Below are 16,443 nucleotides of genomic sequence, written 5' to 3'. Positions count from 1 at the left end.
GCCAAATCAGCCATAATCGACCGCCATTCTAGCCGGTTTAATCATGAAATTTCTCTTCGATCTCTTCCCGGTCATCCTCTTCTTCGCCGCCTTCAAACTCACGAATATTTTCGTCGCCACCGGGGTCGCCATCGCCGCCACCTTCGGTCAGATCGCCTGGGCCTGGTTCCGGCATCGCAAGGTCGACACCATGCTATGGATCAGTCTCGCCATCATTACCGTATTCGGCGGCATGACGCTTTTTTTCCATGACGAAACCTTCATCAAGTGGAAACCGACCGTGCTCTACTGGTTCTTCGCACTGGCCTTGGCCGGTAGCGCCCTTTTCCTGAAGCGGAACCTGATTCGCCTGCTGCTCGGTCAGCAGATCGAACTGCCCGCCAGGATCTGGGATCGCCTGAACTGGGCATGGGCCGGTTTCTTCGTGTTCATGGGATTCGCCAACCTGGCCGTCGCTTTCGGCCTTGGTTTATCGACCGAAGCCTGGGTCAACTTCAAGCTGTTCGGTGGCACGGGATTGATGCTTCTATTTGCACTCGGCCAGGGGCTCGTGCTCAGCAAGTACATGGAGGAGAAGTAATGCTCTACGCAATCATCGGGGAAGACAAACCGGACACGCTGGAGAAACGGCTCGCGGCGCGGCCAGCGCACTTGCAGCGCTTACAGGCATTACAGGACGAAGGGCGGCTACTCACCGCCGGCCCCTTTCCGTCGATCGATTCGCCCGATCCCGGCCCGGCGGGTTTTACCGGTAGCCTGATTCTGGCCGAATTCGCCTCGCTCGAAGAAGCGAAATCCTGGGCCGACGCCGACCCCTATGTCGCCGCGGGTGTCTACGCCAAGATCACCATCAAGCCGTTCAAGAAAGTTTTTCCGGCATGAGCGATGCCAATCCGGAAAAACCTGAACATGCCAACGCCGCCGCACTCGAAATCGAAATGCAACACCGCTTATCCACGCTCAACCCGCAACAGATCGACCTCATCGACGACTCGGCGCTCCACGCCGGACACGCGGGTGCGCAAAACGGTGGCCGCCATTATCGGCTACGGATTGTATCCACTGAGTTTGCCGGTCTTTCAACGCTAAACCGCCACCGCCGCATCTATGTCGCTCTCGGCGACCTGATGCATAGTAAAATCCATGCGCTAAGCATTAACGCACTGACCCCGGAAGAAATCGACTCTCGGCCATGACCGGCATCACCAAACCGGCGGCCATGGGCGATTGGTTCCCCCCCCTTTTCAGACCAGAAGTACGAAGCATCACAACCTAAACAGAAGGAATGTCCTCATGCCTAACCTCACGAAACTTGCGGCCGCGCTGTTTGTTGGCGCCACTTTGTCGGCAACCGTCTCGGCTGCCGACCCCTTCGTTACGGTCAACGGAGTTGCGATTTCGCAAGCGACGGCCAACGTCTTCATGGCCGAGCAAAAATCCCAAGGCGCCCCCGACACGCCGGAACTGAAGAAAGCCGTACGTGAAGAGCTGATCCGCCGCGAACTGCTGATTCAGGAAGCCAAGAAAGCCGGCGTCGACAAGAAACCCGAAGTCGCCGCTCAAGCAGAGGCCGCGCGCCAAGCTCTGTTCATCCGTGCCTATGTTCAGGATTACATCAAGAAGCACCCGGTCAGCGATGCGCAGTTGAAGGCGGATTACGAACGCATCAAGGCACAACTCGGCTCCACCGAGTACAAGGCCCGCCACATTCTGGTCAAGACCGAAGACGAAGCCAAAGCGATCATCGCCAGCCTGAAGAAAGGCGGCAAATTTGACGAACTCGCCAAGCAGTCGGTTGACCCCGGCACCAAGGAAAACGGCGGCGATCTGGGCTGGGCCAGCTCCGGAAATTTCGTCAAACCCTTCGCCGAAGCCCTCACCGGACTGAGCAAAGGAAAATACACGGAAACCCCGATCAAAACCGACTTTGGTTTCCACGTAATCCAGCTCGACGACACCCGCCCGTTGAACGCCCCCGCGTTTGACGAAGTCAAACCGCGCCTGTTGCAACAAGCCCAAGCCCAAATGATTACAAAGATGGTGGAGGGCCTTCGCGCCAAAGCCAAGGTTCAGTGATTGAACAATGGGTCGCGGCAGGTAAATCGCACCTGTCGCACATTGAGAAAGAAACGCCGGGATAGCGTCTGCTCCCGGCGTTTTTCTTTATCTGGAGGTCCTGCTTTGCCGCCATAACGCCCCAGCGCACCCAACTACCCCTTTACCGCTCCCATCGTCAGCCCCTTCACCACATATTTCTGGAAAATCATGGTCAGAACAATGGCAGGGGCCATGATCGCGACGGCGGCGGCCATCACGCCACCCCAGTCGACTTCGGCATAGGAAACAAAGTTATAGACCGCGATGGGAAGTGTCTTCGTTTTTTCCATGCTGAGAACTTGAGAAAACATGAAGTTATTCCATGAAAAAATGAAGGACAGGGTTGTCGCAGTAATGATGCCGGGCCCAGACAGCGGAAGAATAATTGTGAAAAAGGCGTATTGACGGGTTGCGCCATCGACCATCGCCGATTCCTCCATTTCACGCGGAATCGTGCTGAAGTAGGTCGACATGATCCACACGACGATGGGCAACGAAATCAGCATGTGACTCAGGATCAGGGCGACATAGCTGTCCATGAGATTGAGGCGTGAAAATACGATATACCAAGGCATGAGAAACGAAATACCGGGCATAAGACGTGCGAGCAGTATGAATACCGCGAGTTTCTTCTGCGCGTAACGCGAAATTGAATAAGCTGCTGGCAGTCCAAGAACAAGAGACAAACCGACAGAAACAGCGCCGATTATTGTCGAGTTAAAGAAATACTTCAGAAAATCCTGTTCGCCGAAAACTTTCTGATAGTTCTGAAGCGTTGGTGAAAAGATGAATTTTGGCGGCCAGGAAATGATGTCGACTTGTGTTTTGAACGAGGAGGCAAGCATCCAGACAAACGGGAACAACACGACAAGCGCAATTCCCGTCACAAGAAGATAGAAAAATATAGTCGAAACGAGTTTCTTCTTCATGAGGAACTCCCGGCGATGTCTGATTTGTCTGATTACGCCTTAAGTTTCGGAAGCTGCCCGCAGTTTCATGATCCCCAGGCTACATGCAAAAACGACAAGAAACAGCACGACAAGGATGACGGAAGACTGACCCATCCGGAAATATTCAAAGCTGTATTTGAACCCCAGGATATTGAGCGTTTCCGACGCATAGCCGGGTCCTCCTCCTGTCATGGCAAAAATGATGTCGAAGGTTTTAAGCGCGTCGATCAAGCGGAGGATGACGGCGGTCAGAATGACTGGCATGACCATGGGGATGGTGACATATCTCAGAATCTGCCACTCGCTTGCGCCATCCACCCGCGCCGCTTCAACCGGTTCCTCGGAAAGCCCGGCCAGCCCCGCCAGAACAATAAGCGTGATCATGGGCGTCCACTGCCAGACGTCGACGAGGATCAGCGAAGGAATCACCGTCGCCGAACTTGAAATCCACAACCCCTGCGGCAATCCAACGGATTGCAGCATGAAATTGGCCAGGCCAATGGTCGGATCGTAGAAAAGGTTGAAGACGATACCGACGGCAACAGGCGTTGCGACAAGCGGCAAAAGTAGCATGAGCTTGGCGACACTTTTTCCGACAAACGCCCGGTTCAGAATGATCGCGATAGCCACACCGAGGAATCCCTCGATGACCACCGCGAAAAACGTGAACGCAAAAGTTCGGCTAAGGGCATGCAGGAAACGCGGTTCAGCAAGCACCCTTGCATAGCTTTTGAAACCGACAAAAGAAAACGGGGCACCGGAAGTGAGATTCCAGTTGGTGAAACTAAGAAACAGCGTGTAAAGAACGGGAAAAATCATCAACAAGGCGACAAAAATTATCGCCGGAAGAGGAAACAATATCCGCAGATTCCGCTCCGTGAAACTTGACTGAGCCATAAGGACCTCCGGAATGAAAAGCCCCGAACCGGGAAATTGTCCGGTACAACCCGGTCATCCGGTTTTACGACAACCGGATGACCGGAATTTCAACCAGACAATTTCACCTCATCAGCAAGCGTCAAGTCGCTTTATCCGCGCTTCACGCCAGAAACATTACTTACCGTATTCGCCAGTGTCTTCCAGAATTTCATTCACTTTGGCAACTTTCTCTTTTGCCATTTTCTCCAGATTTGCCGACGCCCCCCTAGTATTGATCGATTCGATGATCAACTCACCGATCAGATCACGAGCCTCGCCGACCGCGCTCATGTAGGGGCGATCCAGCGGATTGCCGAACTTGGCGGCATAGGCGCGGGTTTCAACGAGACCAGGGTTTACTTTCGCCAGAATCGCCGGATCTTCCCAGACCGAAGAGCGAGCCATCGTGATGTTGGCAAGCATCCCTTTCGCCGCAAGTTCCTTGCTTGTCGCCCACTCAAGGAATCTCATTGCCAGATCCTTGTTCTTGGATTGTTTGGCAACCGCGATGCCCCAGGAAGTCACAATGAACGGAGAATTCATTTTCGGACCGGCCGGGAAATTGGCAATTCCGACATTCTCCGCGGAGACTTGTGTCTTGGCAGGATCAATGATCTGACCATAGAACACCGAGGCATCCGTCCACATGGCGACCTTGCCGGCCTGGAACAACGGCATGATGTTTTCCCAAGACATTGAGGTCACGCCTTTGGGTCCATAGTTGCCAAGAAGCTTCCCGTAGAAACGGAGAGCATCGATTGCCGGTTTCGAGTTGAATACGGCCACGCCTTTATCGAGGTAAAGCCCGCCAAAGTTATAGATATAGCTGGACGCCTGAGTCACTGCCGCCGCGCCCTTTCCGCGGGAGGCGATTCCTGCCAGGCTATCGGAATTGAGTTTCTTGGCAGCGGCCTCAAGCTCGGTAAAGTTTGTCGGGACCTTGATACCTGCTTCCTTGAAAACATCTTTCCGGTAATAGAGAACCTGCCATTCGGTCACCAGCGGAACGATGTAGGATTTTTGCCCGAACGTACTGACGCTCATGACGTTTTTCGGATAATCCGAAAAGTCATAAGTCATCAGCGGCTCATACCAACCGTTCTTGTAGAACATCTTGCCTTCTTGCAACGGGCGGGTCATGAAGACGTCCACCGACGAGGAATTCGTTGCAAACTCAGTCGTCAACTTCGTGGTGAGCTGACTTTCCTGAAGGCTTTCGACGTTAACCCTAATCCCCGTAGCGTTCTCGAATTCGGGAATCGCCGACTTAAGAAGATCGCCGTAAGGATGGTTTGCCAGCAGGACTCGAATCTCTTTAACTTGGGCCATGGCCCCCATGGAGACACAAAGCGAAGTCAGAGCACCCAGCATAAACACCAGAATCTTTCTCATGATCCCTCCCCAAAAAAATAGCAACTACCTGATTAACTCTCTCCATCCATCAATAATTGGCAAAACCAGTATAGGTTGTCCAAGTTCCACAAATCCAAGAAAAAATTGAACTATTTGTTGGAGCTCCCCAAAGGGACGAAACAATTTGTCCCGAAACATCGCCACTGTTTTCTATACGATTGCCTGCGACGTTTCTTTGTCAAAAACATGGGTTTTTGACATTTTCAGGTCGACCTGCAAAGTCTGCCCGACGGTCAGCGGATGTTCCGGCACCTCCATTCGGGCGACGACGGAATGCTCTCCCTGACTCAAATGCACAAAAATCTCGGAACCCAGGGTTTCGACGACATCGGCTCTGGCGGTCACCGTATTTCCCTCACCGGCATTGGCTGAAGGATCGTGCAAGGAAATGTCCTCGGGACGCACGCCGAAAATGATCTGCTTGCCGACATGCGACTCAAGACGCGAGGAAAATGCCGCGGGCGTCTGAACGCGGAAGTCGCCGGCCTCAACATGCAGGACACCGTTTTCGGAAACCAGCGTAGCCTCGATGAAATTCATGGCCGGAGAACCAATGAAACCGGCAACGAAACGGTTGGCCGGTTGCGCATAAACCTCCATTGGTGCCCCACTCTGCTGCACGATCCCCTTGTTCATGATGAAGATCCGGTCGGCCATCGTCATGGCTTCCACCTGGTCATGGGTCACGTAGATGATGGTGGCGCCCAGACGACGATGGAGCTTGCTGATTTCGGCCCGCATCGCCACCCGCAACTTGGCATCGAGGTTGGAGAGCGGCTCATCGAAGAGAAATACTTTGGGTTTGCGGACGATGGCTCTTCCCACCGCGACGCGCTGCCGCTGCCCACCGGAAAGCTCTTTGGGCTTCCTGTCCAACAACTCATGGATGCCCAGAATATCTGCAGCCTCCTGTACCCGGGAATCGATCTCTTCCTTGGAAATTTTCCGGATTTTGAGCCCAAACCCCATGTTCTCTCGAACGTTCATGTGCGGATAGAGCGCGTAGTTCTGGAAGACCATGGCGATATCACGATCCTTTGGCTCCAGATCATTGACGAGCGTATCGCCGATGAATATCTCGCCGGATGTGACGGCTTCGAGTCCAGCGATCATTCGCAACGCTGTGGTCTTGCCGCATCCGGATGAACCGACCAGCACCGCAAATTCCTTGTCCCGGATTTCGATCGACAGGTTGTCGACCACCGTCACTGAGCCGAACCGCTTGACAACGTTTTTCAGGATCACGTTAGACATGTCGCTGACCTCATCCGTCGAATCAAGTTTGAGAAACGCCAAGAAGAAGCTGATTCCGCCGCGCAGCACCCATTCGGATTAATGCCACTGGATTCAGTGTAGTCAAAAATTTCGCGCTCGATTCCAATTATTCCGGTTTGACGATGACCTTCATGAGTCCCGGCTCCCCTTTGTACAGGCGGTGGAACCATGACGCCGCTTCCGAGAGCGGCACGACTGCCGAGATCATTTCGTCCACTTTCACGCGTCCGCTTGCGATCATGTCAAGGCAAGCCGGGTACTCGCCGGCAGAAGCACAGGAACCGTATAGCGTGAGTTGCCGGGTCACCACGGCCTGTAACGGAATTTCGACTTTCGGCGAAAGATTGCCGATCAACCCGACCTTGCCACCTTTGCGGACGGCGTTTATCGCCAGGTTCACCGTGGGCGTGATGCCCACGACTTCAAAGGCCATGTCGGTGCCTCTGCCGTGCGTCAGCCCCTTGATCTTCTCGATCACATCGCCCTCGTCGGACCGGATCGCGCAATCGGCACCGAGTTGCAAAGCCATGTCGAGGCGCGATGGGTCAAGATCGACAGCAATGATCTTGCCGCAGCCCTTGACGCGCAGCGCCTGAATGACGAAAAGGCCGATCATGCCGCAGCCGACGACCAGCGCGCTGTCGTTGATCTCGCTCGGAATGAGATTGGCGGCATGGAACGCCACCGACACCGGCTCCACCATCGCGGCGTGCTCAAAGCTCAAGCTCTCCGGCAGGCGGTACAGAATCGACTGCGGCACCGCCACATATTCGGCAAACGCACCATGCTGACGATACTCGCCGCAAGACACGCCGAGGACCTTGCGATAGTCGCTCAGGTTGAACAAGCCCTTTTGCGAATAAAAATCCTGCCGGGTCACCACCGTTGAATCGAACGTAACGCGATCCCCTGCGTTCCATTCGGTGACGCCGCCGCCAATCCGTTCGACGACGCCAGACGCCTCATGCCCCATGATGATCGGCGGAATTCTCCGGCCGGTGCTGCCGTCCATGCCATGCACATCGCTACCGCAGATGCCGCAGGCCTTGACGCGAATCAGAACCTCTCCCGCCCCAATCTCCGGCATGGGAACGTCTTCATAAGAGAATTTGCTGTACTCCTTCAGAACAAGCGCTTTCACAGTCCATCTCCTTCAGCTGAATTATTTCAACGGTATCGACGCGTAGGTGCTGTAATCAAGGTCGCTGGGCTCGGGCTTCAGTGGAAATTTAACCGGGGCGTTGGTTTTCTGGGAACGATAGATGGCCGTGAAAATCTCCACTGTTTTCCGCCCCTCTTCTCCGGTGACCAGAGGCTCACGATCGCTGATGATGGCCTGAAGGAAATCGCTTATCTGCAGATGATGGTAGTGCTCCATCGCGTTGCTCAGGCCGTTAAACAGTTCGCTATCCTGCTGCTTCCACTGCTCTAGCAGCGTTTCTTCGCCCGGCACCGTCCAGATGTCGTTCACCGGCGGCTCGAGGATCGATGACATGCCGGCGATAAACATGGCCCCGCCGTCGGTTTGCACACCAACCGATGCGCCGTTCTGCCCATGGACATGGACCTTCCCGTAAATCCCCGGCTTTTGCGAATTGCTGACCACGATGTTGCCGACAGCGCCACTTTGAAAGCGAACGATGGCGACCGCCGTATCTTCCACTTCAATGTAGGGATGATTGAAATTTGACCAGACCCCGAAAAGCTCGGCGATGGGCCCCATGAACCATTGCAACAGATCCAGCTGGTGCGGCGCCTGATTGACCAGCACGCCCCCGCCTTCCGCCTGCCATTGGCCGCGCCACGGATCGCTCTCGTAGTAATTCCGGTCGCGCCAGCCGAGCATCAAGACCGTGCCCAGCGCGGGGCGTCCGATTTTTCCTTCATCAATGGCACGGCGCACCCGCTGCACCGGCGCATAGAAGCGGCGCTGGCAGACGGTGCCAAGCTTGATATTGGCCTTCTTCGCCGCCGCCAGCATGGCATCGCAATCCTGCAAGCTGGATGCCAGCGGTTTTTCTACCAGTACATGGGCTCCCGCTTCGGCGGCGGCAATCGCAGCATCCCGGTGCGCCGGGTGTGGCGTACAGATAATGACCGCTTCCACCTTCGCCGAGACAATCATTTCCTGAATGTCGGCAAATCCCTGCACCCCGTATTTTTCGCCGTACTTCTTCGCTTTTTCGCGATCGCGGCTATATACCGCGACAAACTCTGACTCAGCCGTTTGTTTTAGCGCCGCCGCGTGCAGGTCGGTCACTTTTCCACATCCGATAATCGCCGTTCTGACCTTTCTCACAATCGGTTCTCCTTGGCAGAAAATGGTGACGAACCTAGCGTTGGACCCTCGCAGAACCGCCGCTTGCAAACGCGCGAACTTCTTCGATGGTCGCCATCGTGGTATCGCCGGGATACGTTGTCAGTAAGGCACCATGTGCCCAACCGAGCCGCACGGCCTCTTCCGGCGACGCCTGGGTCAGCAGCCCATAGAAGAATCCGGAGGCGAAGCCATCGCCGCCGCCGATCCGGTCGAAAACATCCAGTTCGGTAGTCGGCGCGATATATCGCTCGCCCTTGACCCAGGCGGCGGCACTCCAACTGTGTCGATTCGCGGAATGCACGTCGCGAAGCGTCGTTGCCACTACCCTGACCTGCGGGTACTTGTGGATGACCTTGTCGATCATGCTGAAGAAGGGGCCGGGGTCGAGGGGCGATTTGGCCACCACGTCAGTTCCCGGGAGAGCAAGACATTTCTGCAGGTCTTTCTCACTGCCGCCGACGAGGACATCAACGTATTCCATGATGCGCTCGAAGACCTTGAGAGAATGCGCTTCGCCGCCGGCGACATTCCAGAGTTTGTCCCGATAATTGAGGTCGAGGGAAACCACCGCGCCGGCCGCTTTGGCGGCTTGCATTCCTTCGACGATGACGTCGGGGGTTGTCGGGGAAAGCGAGGCAAAAATCCCGCCGCTGTGGAACCAGCGAACACCGTTGGCGAAGATGCTTTTCCAGTCGAAATCACCCGCCTTTAACAGGCCGCCGGCTTCATTCGAACGGTTGTAGAAAACCACCGGCGGGCGCACGCCCTGCCCCCGATCACTGTAAACGGTCGCCATGTTCGGCCCATTGACGCCGTTATGCTGGAAATGCTTGTAGAACGGCTTGACCCCCATGGCGCGAACGGTTCCGTCAATCAGCTCACCGACCGGGTAGTCGACCATCGCCGTGACGATGCCGGTTTTCAGACCGAAACAATCAGCCAGATTGGCGGCGCAATTAAACTCGCCGCCGCTGACATGTATCTTGCATTCGGCGGCCTTGCGGAACGGGACGATGCCCGTATCCAGGCGATGCACGAGCGCCCCCAACGAAACGAAGTCCAACGCTCCATTGGGAAGAATATTCAGACCCGCGTTCATTTCCCCTCCCCTCTTGCTGTGATAAACGGTTGCGCGATCTCCTTAACGCTAGACGTTGTACGTGCTGGACGCCGTTGCTCCTCCTTTGCCCGTCCAGTTTGTGTGGAAGAACTGGCCGCGTGGCTGATCGATGCGTTCGTACGTGTGGGCGCCAAAGTAATCGCGCTGCGCCTGTAGCAGATTCGCCGGGAGTACACCGCTCCGATACTGGTCGTAAAAGGCCAGCGCCGTGCTGAACGCCGGAACCGGAATACCCTTCAATGCCGCGGTGGCCACAACGTTGCGCCAGCCGTCTTGCGCCTTCCTGATTTCGCCGACGAAATAGTCGTCGAGCAGCAGATTCGTCAACGCCGGGTTGCTGTCGTAGGCTTCCTTGATCTTGCCAAGGAAACGCGAGCGGATGATGCAGCCGCCGCGCCACATCAGCGCAATCCCTCCGTAATTGAGGTTCCACTGGTATTCCTTGGCGGCGGCACGCATGAGCATGTAACCCTGCGCGTAGCTGACGATCTTCGAGGCATAGAGGGCGTTCCGGATGTCTTCGATGAACGCGCTTTTTCTTTCCGGACTCGCCGCGATGTCGGGCAACGCCGGGTTCGGCCCTTCGAGCATCGAAGAGGCTTGTACGCGCTCGTCCTTGAGCGCCGACACGCAGCGGGAATAGACCGCTTCCGCCATCAGCGTAATCGGGATGCCGAGATCCTGTGAGTTGATCACCGTCCACTTGCCGGTGCCTTTTTGTCCGGCGGTATCGAGAATCTTGTCGACAAGGGGCAAACCGTCGGCGTCCTTCTTGGCCAGAATGTCGCGCGAAATCTCGATGAGGTAGCTATCGAGGTCGCCCCGGTTCCATTCGGCGAAGACCTCGTGCATGTCGTCCGCGCTCATGCCGAGCCCCGTCTTCATGATGTTGTAGGCTTCGCAGATGAGCTGCATGTCGCCGTACTCGATGCCGTTGTGCACCATCTTCACGTAATGGCCGGCGCCCATCTCCCCGACCCATTCGCAACACGGCGTGCCGCCTTCGACTTTCGCGGAAATTGCCTGGAAGATGTCCTTCACGTGCGGCCAGGCGGCCGGGGAGCCGCCCGGCATGATGCTGGGGCCGCGCCGCGCACCTTCTTCACCGCCGGAAACGCCGGTGCCAATATAAAGCAGGCCTTTGCTCTCAACGTACTTCTGGCGGCGGTTGGTGTCTTCGAACAGCGAATTGCCACCGTCGATGATGATGTCGCCGGGCTCGAGGTGGGGAATGAGCTGATCGATGAATTCATCGACCGGCTTCCCGGCCTTGACGAGCATCATGACGCGGCGCGGACGTTTCAGCCTGGAAACCATTTCCGCTATGGAATGCGCGCCAAGAACTTTGGTTCCCTTGGCCTCATTTGCGAGAAACTGATCCACCTTTTCCGTCGAGCGGTTGTAGGCCACGACGGTAAAACCGTGGTCGTCCATGTTCAGGATCAGGTTCTGCCCCATCACGGCGAGTCCAATCAATGCAATGTCAGCGTTCGGTTCCATCAGCTTTCCTTTCGATAATTACGCGTTGAGAAGGATCAACGCCCCGCCCTCTCTCGAATTTTCGTGCTGGTAACTGTTTTATAGATCACCTGGTGATCGACCTTGGCTACATCTGCTCCTTGTTCGCTTTCCGGAAGACGGTCATTCTGGATTTTTCCAAATAGATTTCCGGATTTGCGATGACCGCAGGGAACCGGTTTTCCACAAAAACCCGGGTCATGTCATTGACCATGGTTTCGCCCATTCCGCGCAGGGAAGCCACGGAATACCCGCCCAGATGAGGCGTGACAATCACGTTCTGCGTTGCCAGAAGCACATGCTCCGCTCCAATGGGCTCGCCTTCGACCACATCGGTGGCATACCCCCCAAGCTTCCCTGAATTAAGGGCATTGATCAGATCGGCCTGATTGAAAATCTCTCCCCGGCAGGTATTCACCAGGATGGCGCGATCATTCATTGCGTCCAGCTGTTTGGCGCAGAACATCCGGGAGGTTTCGTGCGTGAGGGGGCAATGGAGGGTGACGATGGCGCTTCTTTCGAGCAATTCTTCAAAGCTGACTTTGGTTGCGTAGTTAGCTGCTATTACTTTTGCGCTGACATAAGGATCATAGGCAATGACCTTGGCCCGATAGCCGAGCGACAGGATTCGTGAAACCGTCCTGCCGATCGCGCCGATACCGACGATGCCGACCGTCGCGCCGTTGAAATCGACACCCAGCGGCAGTTGCGCCCGTTTGCTCCATTCGCCGGCTCTGACCAGCGAATGGCCTTCGACGATTTGCCTTGCGGCCGCATTCATCAAGCCCAGCGCCATTTGCGCGACGGATTCCCTTTCGACTTCCGGGCCGACGCGGGAGACGACAATTCCCAATTCTGTGCAGGCAGCAAGATCGACATTGTCGCAACCGACGCCGTGGCGCGCGAGGATTTGCAGTTTCGGCAATCCCAGCAAAACCTCCCGGGTATAGGTGGGCGTGACACTGGCGATGATGCCGGCGACGTTACCCAGCTTCTCGTGAAAAACGGAGGCCCCCGCGCCTTTGGGAATCTCTACGCGAACAAGGTCGGCAAACGCTTCCAGCTGCCTCAAATGTTCCGGATAGGAGATCCCGAAAGAACTCGAATTGACAATTGCGATCGCTATTTTCTGGCTGCCCATGGTTCTGCCTCCTAAAACGCAAATCACCTTCCGGTTTTCTTATGTTTTTTCCCTACCAAGTTCAGGACTTTCGGATTGGTTCGGCGACATACCCCTTCATTGTAGACAAGCCCTGACGCGCCAAAAGCGGTTCTCTCAAAGCCGCCCGAATCGCAAAATACCGATCGGAAACTTCCTGGTAGATAGCGACGTGCGCGGCGACGGGTTCGATCAATTGCGAACCTCGCATGATTTCTCGTGATGCTCGCAGCAGATCGCCTCCGTCCCCATGCCTCGCCACGCAGCCCGCCCCGATAATCCCCATGTCAGAGTTCTGCGTCAGTCGGATCGGCAAATTCAGAACATCGGCCATGATCTGCATCCACGGAAGGTTGGCGGCACCGCCTCCGCCCAAACGTAATTCGGTGACTTTCTCGTCGCTCAATCGTTGCTTCAGCAGCAAAAAAGAAAAAGCGACGCCCTCCAGAAACGATCTGGCCAGGTCATCACGCGTCGACGCAATGCCGAGACCAAAGACCATCCCGGTGCCAATATTTCCGATGGCCTTGTCCCTTTCTCCTGTGAAATACGGGAACGTCATAACGCCGTTGGAACCCGGACGGGAAAGCTCTTTCGCCCTCAAATAATCGAGATTCAGGCCTAAAACATTCAGCAAGAAATTGGTGGCTATCGTGCAGTTATTGATGCCGGCCCCCGTCAGAAACATCCCCGGCTGCAGCAAACAACTCTGTATCAACCCACCGCCGAGATCATTCATAGGCGCTGCGGTGGGTATCCTGAACATCCCGGATGTCCCAAAATTGCCGACAGCAATGTGGTGTTCAAAACCGCTCAATGCCGCCGCCAATGCGGCGCCGTCATAGAGATTCACAGAAATGGCTGTCCCATTTCTCAGCCCCAATTCATTGCAAATCGAGTTTTCCAATTCGACCGTATCGACAAAGCCATTCAGAACTCTGGGAAACTGATCTATGCAAAAGCCCGTCGCATTGATGATTGTCTCGTCCCAGTTTCCGTCTATGTCCAGACAGCCCATGGAATTTGCCGAGCTGTAATCGGTGAAATATTCGCCAGTCAATGCATGCAAAAGAAACGACTTGGCATCCAGAACATGCGCGACCTTGCTACTGATTTCAGGGCGAGTTACTGCAATGTAATGCAATCGATTGACGGGATATTGAAAGACGGGCGGACACCCCGTTTTCAGGTACATCTGGTCGACATCACCAATGGCTTCGAGAAATCGGGAATGGTGCGCTTGCGCCGTTATATCGACAAACGTTGAAATCCCCGTCAGAGGATTGTGGTCCTTATCCACCAGAACCAGACCGAACTGGTAAGAAGTGAGCGCTAACCTGTCTATCTCACGACCGCGATCTCCAATGGCAAGCCGACAGACCTCCAATAAAGAACTCCGGAGTTTTAAGGGATCGTGCTCGGCTCTACCGGTCGCATCACTTTCAACCTTAATGCCGATACTTCGTTTATCGCCAACAATCTGTCCGCGTTCATCAACGAGCGCCGCTTTGATATTGCTTGTGCCAACGTCAATCGAAAGTATCAAGCCCACAGCATCGCTCCATTAGAGAGATATCAGTCACCAGACGCACGCCTCAAAACCGGAAACAACGGCGCAGATACAAAAAACCCTCAGACGCCTCGTTGGTTATTTCGGATGGCTCTGTTCGCCTTACCTGTTGTTATCCCATGGCATGAATCAGAAACGTTTGGAGATTCAATGGGTTTTGATGCAGTTCAAGTAGCCGGCGCCAGCCGAGATAGTTTGGCAGGTACTTAGTGGCCACGCCATGGAAGCGAAGTATCCATTGCTTCAAGCGAGCGTCGTAGGCGTTGACGTGCTGCTTGGCTCGGATACCCGCCACGAGGTTGATGGATTCGTGAGGAATATCGGCGGCTTTCGCCACGGCGCGATACGCGGCCGCCCCATCCGTGCAAACCGCCAACCTGCATAATCCTTGGAGCCAATCTCGAAAGGCTTGCGCGTTCATCTCGTTCTCCCCACACCACGGCAACGCCAATACTTTTAATATAGGTCGCCAACGGATAACGCGAACAGAGCCTTATGAAAACAATGGGAAAAAGCCGTTGAACTAATTCCAGCGGTACCCAACACCATGAATCGTCGCTATCGGATTGTTCAGGCCGTACGTTTCGAGCTTGCGGCGCAGATTCTTCACATGAACGTTGATCGTACGATCATTGACGATCCGGTGGTCGTGGTACATGCCGTCGAGCAAATCGTCGCGCGTGAATGCCCGTCCCGGCGTCGAATGCAACGTTTTTAATAATCGGTACTCGACGAGCGTCAACTCGACCTCCTGCGCATTGACGAAAACACGGTGGGCGACGTCATCAATATGCAAGGCGTAAGCATGAGGCATGGGCTCTGGTTGGCTTCGCCGCAGGAGTGCCCGAACACGAGCGACCATCTCGCGCAGGCTGAAGGGCTTGCAGAGATAATCATCGGCTCCCGTCTCAAGGCCCTCGACGCGATCCACCTCCTCGACCTTGGCCGTCATCATGATGATCGGTACAGGGCAGCTTGTGCGAAGCTGACGACAGAGCGTGAGTCCATCCACTTCCGGCAGCAGCCAGTCGAGCAAGACAATATCGACCCCCTGACGAGAGACCGTCTCAACGACGTTACGGCCGTCATGCAGAACGGTCACCTGAAATCCGGACGCCGCCAAATTCTGGGCGAGGTTATTCGCTAACGTCTGTTCATCTTCGACAATCAGAACATGGGCACTCATGACTCAACCTCCGCCAGTGGAAGGGATACGCGTATACACAAACCACCCATCGCCGAACGCAACGCCTCGATTCGGCCGGCATGCGCGATAGCAATGCTGCGGCAGATGGCCAATCCCAGACCCGAGCCGCCAGTCCCCCGACTCCGGGATCGATCTTCTCGCCAAAAGCGTTCAAAGAGACGCGGCAGTGACCTTTCATCGACCCCCGGCCCATCGTCGTGGCATTCAATGACCGCCTGACCAGCTTCCCCCAAAACGAGGATACGCAATGAGCTGGCATCGTTCGCGTGACATCGGGCGTTATCAATCAGGTTCTGAAGCAGTTGGTGCAGTCGATCTCGGTCCGCGTGTACAACGAGACCGGCAGCGCTTTGTGTTTCCAGCGCGATCCCTTCTTCCGCCAACCGGTTCCACCATCGGTGGCGCACCTCGTCGAGCCAGCTCGAAAGATCCACTCTGCGCCACTGATATTGCAGCGCTCCGACCTCCGCCAGGGACAATTGGCGGATGTCGTTAATTCGCTTGGTTAACGTCGTCACCTCTTCCCGTAGCGGCAGAAGATTTTCTTGTGTTAAGGGATAAACACCATCTTCTAAATTTTCCAGTTGGCTGCTTAACACCGCGAGCGGTGTTCTTAGTTCATGTGAGATATCGGCCATCAGCTGACGGCGAGTTATCTCGTTGGCTTCTAATTTGCCCGCCATCTTGTTGAAATTAGAAGCTAGCTGACCGAGTTCGTCTTCGTTAAAAGTAAGCGTTCTGCCAACGCCGTCTTGAGCCGATGTGACTGATCGTCGAAGCTGGATTTAGCAGACGCTGCTGGGGTGTCTGTCTGATTCGATAGCGGGCACGATATGGACGGCAAGATGGACGGCGGAAGAACGCGAAGAACCCACAGTCACGAATTCAAGCGGAGC

The 16,443-nt window shown here is 55.3% G+C and carries 16 protein-coding genes and 1 pseudogene; 4 read left to right on the top strand and 13 right to left on the bottom strand.

The window, feature by feature from the left end; translation table 11 throughout:
- Positions 1 to 43 precede the first annotated feature (43 nt).
- The 4 genes from GH659_RS10675 to GH659_RS10660 all read left to right on the top strand — a co-directional run bounded on the left by GH659_RS10675 (position 44) and on the right by GH659_RS10660 (position 2,076).
- The gene (locus tag GH659_RS10675; RefSeq protein ID WP_153111393.1) at positions 44 to 580 is read left to right on the top strand and encodes a septation protein A; all 537 of its coding nucleotides are present in this window, start codon (positions 44 to 46) and stop codon (positions 578 to 580) included.
- Entirely contained in the window at positions 580 to 882 is a 303-nt protein-coding gene (locus GH659_RS10670) for a YciI family protein (protein WP_153111392.1), read from the top strand. The genes GH659_RS10675 and GH659_RS10670 overlap by 1 nt, the downstream gene beginning before the upstream one ends.
- Positions 879 to 1,196, top strand: a complete 318-nt coding sequence (locus tag GH659_RS10665; RefSeq protein WP_246167809.1) for a BolA family protein — start codon at positions 879 to 881, stop codon at positions 1,194 to 1,196. The genes GH659_RS10670 and GH659_RS10665 overlap by 4 nt, the downstream gene beginning before the upstream one ends.
- Positions 1,197 to 1,293: 97 nt before the next feature.
- Positions 1,294 to 2,076: a peptidylprolyl isomerase gene (locus tag GH659_RS10660; protein WP_153111391.1), complete on the top strand. Its 783-nt coding sequence runs from the start codon at positions 1,294 to 1,296 to the stop codon at positions 2,074 to 2,076.
- Positions 2,077 to 2,210: 134 nt separating this feature from the next.
- On the opposite strand, the gene GH659_RS10655 is transcribed toward GH659_RS10660, so the two are convergent.
- From GH659_RS10655 to GH659_RS10595, 13 genes and pseudogenes are all read right to left on the bottom strand, one after another.
- Positions 2,211 to 3,026, bottom strand: a complete 816-nt coding sequence (locus tag GH659_RS10655; protein ID WP_153111390.1) for a carbohydrate ABC transporter permease — start codon at positions 3,024 to 3,026, stop codon at positions 2,211 to 2,213.
- Between the two features lie 39 nt (positions 3,027 to 3,065).
- Positions 3,066 to 3,944, bottom strand: coding sequence for a carbohydrate ABC transporter permease (locus GH659_RS10650; RefSeq protein WP_153111389.1), 879 nt, complete (start codon positions 3,942 to 3,944; stop codon positions 3,066 to 3,068).
- A gap of 156 nt (positions 3,945 to 4,100) precedes the next feature.
- Complete coding sequence (locus tag GH659_RS10645; protein ID WP_153111388.1) at positions 4,101 to 5,357, bottom strand: ABC transporter substrate-binding protein; 1,257 nt, start codon at positions 5,355 to 5,357, stop codon at positions 4,101 to 4,103.
- 171 nt (positions 5,358 to 5,528) lie between these two features.
- The gene (locus GH659_RS10640) at positions 5,529 to 6,632 is read right to left on the bottom strand and encodes an ABC transporter ATP-binding protein (protein WP_153111387.1); all 1,104 of its coding nucleotides are present in this window, start codon (positions 6,630 to 6,632) and stop codon (positions 5,529 to 5,531) included.
- Positions 6,633 to 6,759: 127 nt separating this feature from the next.
- Positions 6,760 to 7,794 carry a galactitol-1-phosphate 5-dehydrogenase gene (locus GH659_RS10635; RefSeq protein WP_153111386.1) on the bottom strand — a complete coding sequence of 345 codons (1,035 nt, stop codon included), beginning with the start codon at positions 7,792 to 7,794 and terminating at the stop codon, positions 6,760 to 6,762.
- A 21-nt stretch (positions 7,795 to 7,815) separates the two neighbouring features.
- Positions 7,816 to 8,952 carry a Gfo/Idh/MocA family protein gene (locus GH659_RS10630; protein ID WP_281349736.1) on the bottom strand — a complete coding sequence of 379 codons (1,137 nt, stop codon included), beginning with the start codon at positions 8,950 to 8,952 and terminating at the stop codon, positions 7,816 to 7,818.
- A 34-nt stretch (positions 8,953 to 8,986) separates the two neighbouring features.
- Complete coding sequence (locus tag GH659_RS10625) at positions 8,987 to 10,072, bottom strand: sugar kinase (RefSeq protein WP_153111385.1); 1,086 nt, start codon at positions 10,070 to 10,072, stop codon at positions 8,987 to 8,989.
- A 48-nt stretch (positions 10,073 to 10,120) separates the two neighbouring features.
- Positions 10,121 to 11,593, bottom strand: a complete 1,473-nt coding sequence (gene gnd / locus GH659_RS10620) for a decarboxylating NADP(+)-dependent phosphogluconate dehydrogenase (RefSeq protein WP_153111384.1) — start codon at positions 11,591 to 11,593, stop codon at positions 10,121 to 10,123.
- A gap of 106 nt (positions 11,594 to 11,699) precedes the next feature.
- Positions 11,700 to 12,752, bottom strand: coding sequence for an NAD(P)-dependent oxidoreductase (locus GH659_RS10615; RefSeq protein ID WP_153111383.1), 1,053 nt, complete (start codon positions 12,750 to 12,752; stop codon positions 11,700 to 11,702).
- 61 nt (positions 12,753 to 12,813) lie between these two features.
- Positions 12,814 to 14,322, bottom strand: coding sequence for a xylulokinase (locus tag GH659_RS10610; RefSeq protein WP_153111382.1), 1,509 nt, complete (start codon positions 14,320 to 14,322; stop codon positions 12,814 to 12,816).
- Between the two features lie 130 nt (positions 14,323 to 14,452).
- Positions 14,453 to 14,707: pseudogene (locus GH659_RS15155) on the bottom strand (IS1595-like element ISPbo1 family transposase); the annotation flags it as partial.
- A 156-nt stretch (positions 14,708 to 14,863) separates the two neighbouring features.
- Positions 14,864 to 15,526 (bottom strand): response regulator, encoded by a 663-nt coding sequence (locus GH659_RS10600; RefSeq protein WP_153111381.1) that lies wholly within the window; start codon positions 15,524 to 15,526, stop codon positions 14,864 to 14,866.
- Positions 15,523 to 16,332, bottom strand: coding sequence for an ATP-binding protein (locus tag GH659_RS10595; RefSeq protein WP_343030108.1), 810 nt, complete (start codon positions 16,330 to 16,332; stop codon positions 15,523 to 15,525). Before GH659_RS10595 ends, GH659_RS10600 begins: the two co-directional genes overlap by 4 nt.
- Positions 16,333 to 16,443 lie beyond the last annotated feature (111 nt).

It is taken from the genome of Propionivibrio limicola (genome assembly GCF_009469695.1).
Classification (GTDB): domain Bacteria; phylum Pseudomonadota; class Gammaproteobacteria; order Burkholderiales; family Rhodocyclaceae; genus Propionivibrio; species Propionivibrio limicola.
Note: the sequence above shows the minus strand (reverse complement) of the source record. Positions and strands in the feature narration are given on the sequence as shown.

Excerpts from the sequence above, each read along its gene's own strand:
- GH659_RS10675 (WP_153111393.1), top strand. The coding sequence starts at position 44 with ATGAAATTTCTCTTCGATCTCTTCCCGGTCATCCTCTTCTTCGCCGCC.
- GH659_RS10670 (WP_153111392.1), top strand. The coding sequence starts at position 580 with ATGCTCTACGCAATCATCGGGGAAGACAAACCGGACACGCTGGAGAAA.
- GH659_RS10665 (WP_246167809.1), top strand. The coding sequence starts at position 879 with ATGAGCGATGCCAATCCGGAAAAACCTGAACATGCCAACGCCGCCGCA.
- GH659_RS10660 (WP_153111391.1), top strand. The coding sequence starts at position 1,294 with ATGCCTAACCTCACGAAACTTGCGGCCGCGCTGTTTGTTGGCGCCACT.
- GH659_RS10655 (WP_153111390.1), bottom strand. The coding sequence starts at position 3,026 with ATGAAGAAGAAACTCGTTTCGACTATATTTTTCTATCTTCTTGTGACG.
- GH659_RS10650 (WP_153111389.1), bottom strand. The coding sequence starts at position 3,944 with ATGGCTCAGTCAAGTTTCACGGAGCGGAATCTGCGGATATTGTTTCCT.
- GH659_RS10645 (WP_153111388.1), bottom strand. The coding sequence starts at position 5,357 with ATGAGAAAGATTCTGGTGTTTATGCTGGGTGCTCTGACTTCGCTTTGT.
- GH659_RS10640 (WP_153111387.1), bottom strand. The coding sequence starts at position 6,632 with ATGTCTAACGTGATCCTGAAAAACGTTGTCAAGCGGTTCGGCTCAGTG.
- GH659_RS10625 (WP_153111385.1), bottom strand. The coding sequence starts at position 10,072 with ATGAACGCGGGTCTGAATATTCTTCCCAATGGAGCGTTGGACTTCGTT.
- gnd (WP_153111384.1), bottom strand. The coding sequence starts at position 11,593 with ATGGAACCGAACGCTGACATTGCATTGATTGGACTCGCCGTGATGGGG.
- GH659_RS10615 (WP_153111383.1), bottom strand. The coding sequence starts at position 12,752 with ATGGGCAGCCAGAAAATAGCGATCGCAATTGTCAATTCGAGTTCTTTC.
- GH659_RS10600 (WP_153111381.1), bottom strand. The coding sequence starts at position 15,526 with ATGAGTGCCCATGTTCTGATTGTCGAAGATGAACAGACGTTAGCGAAT.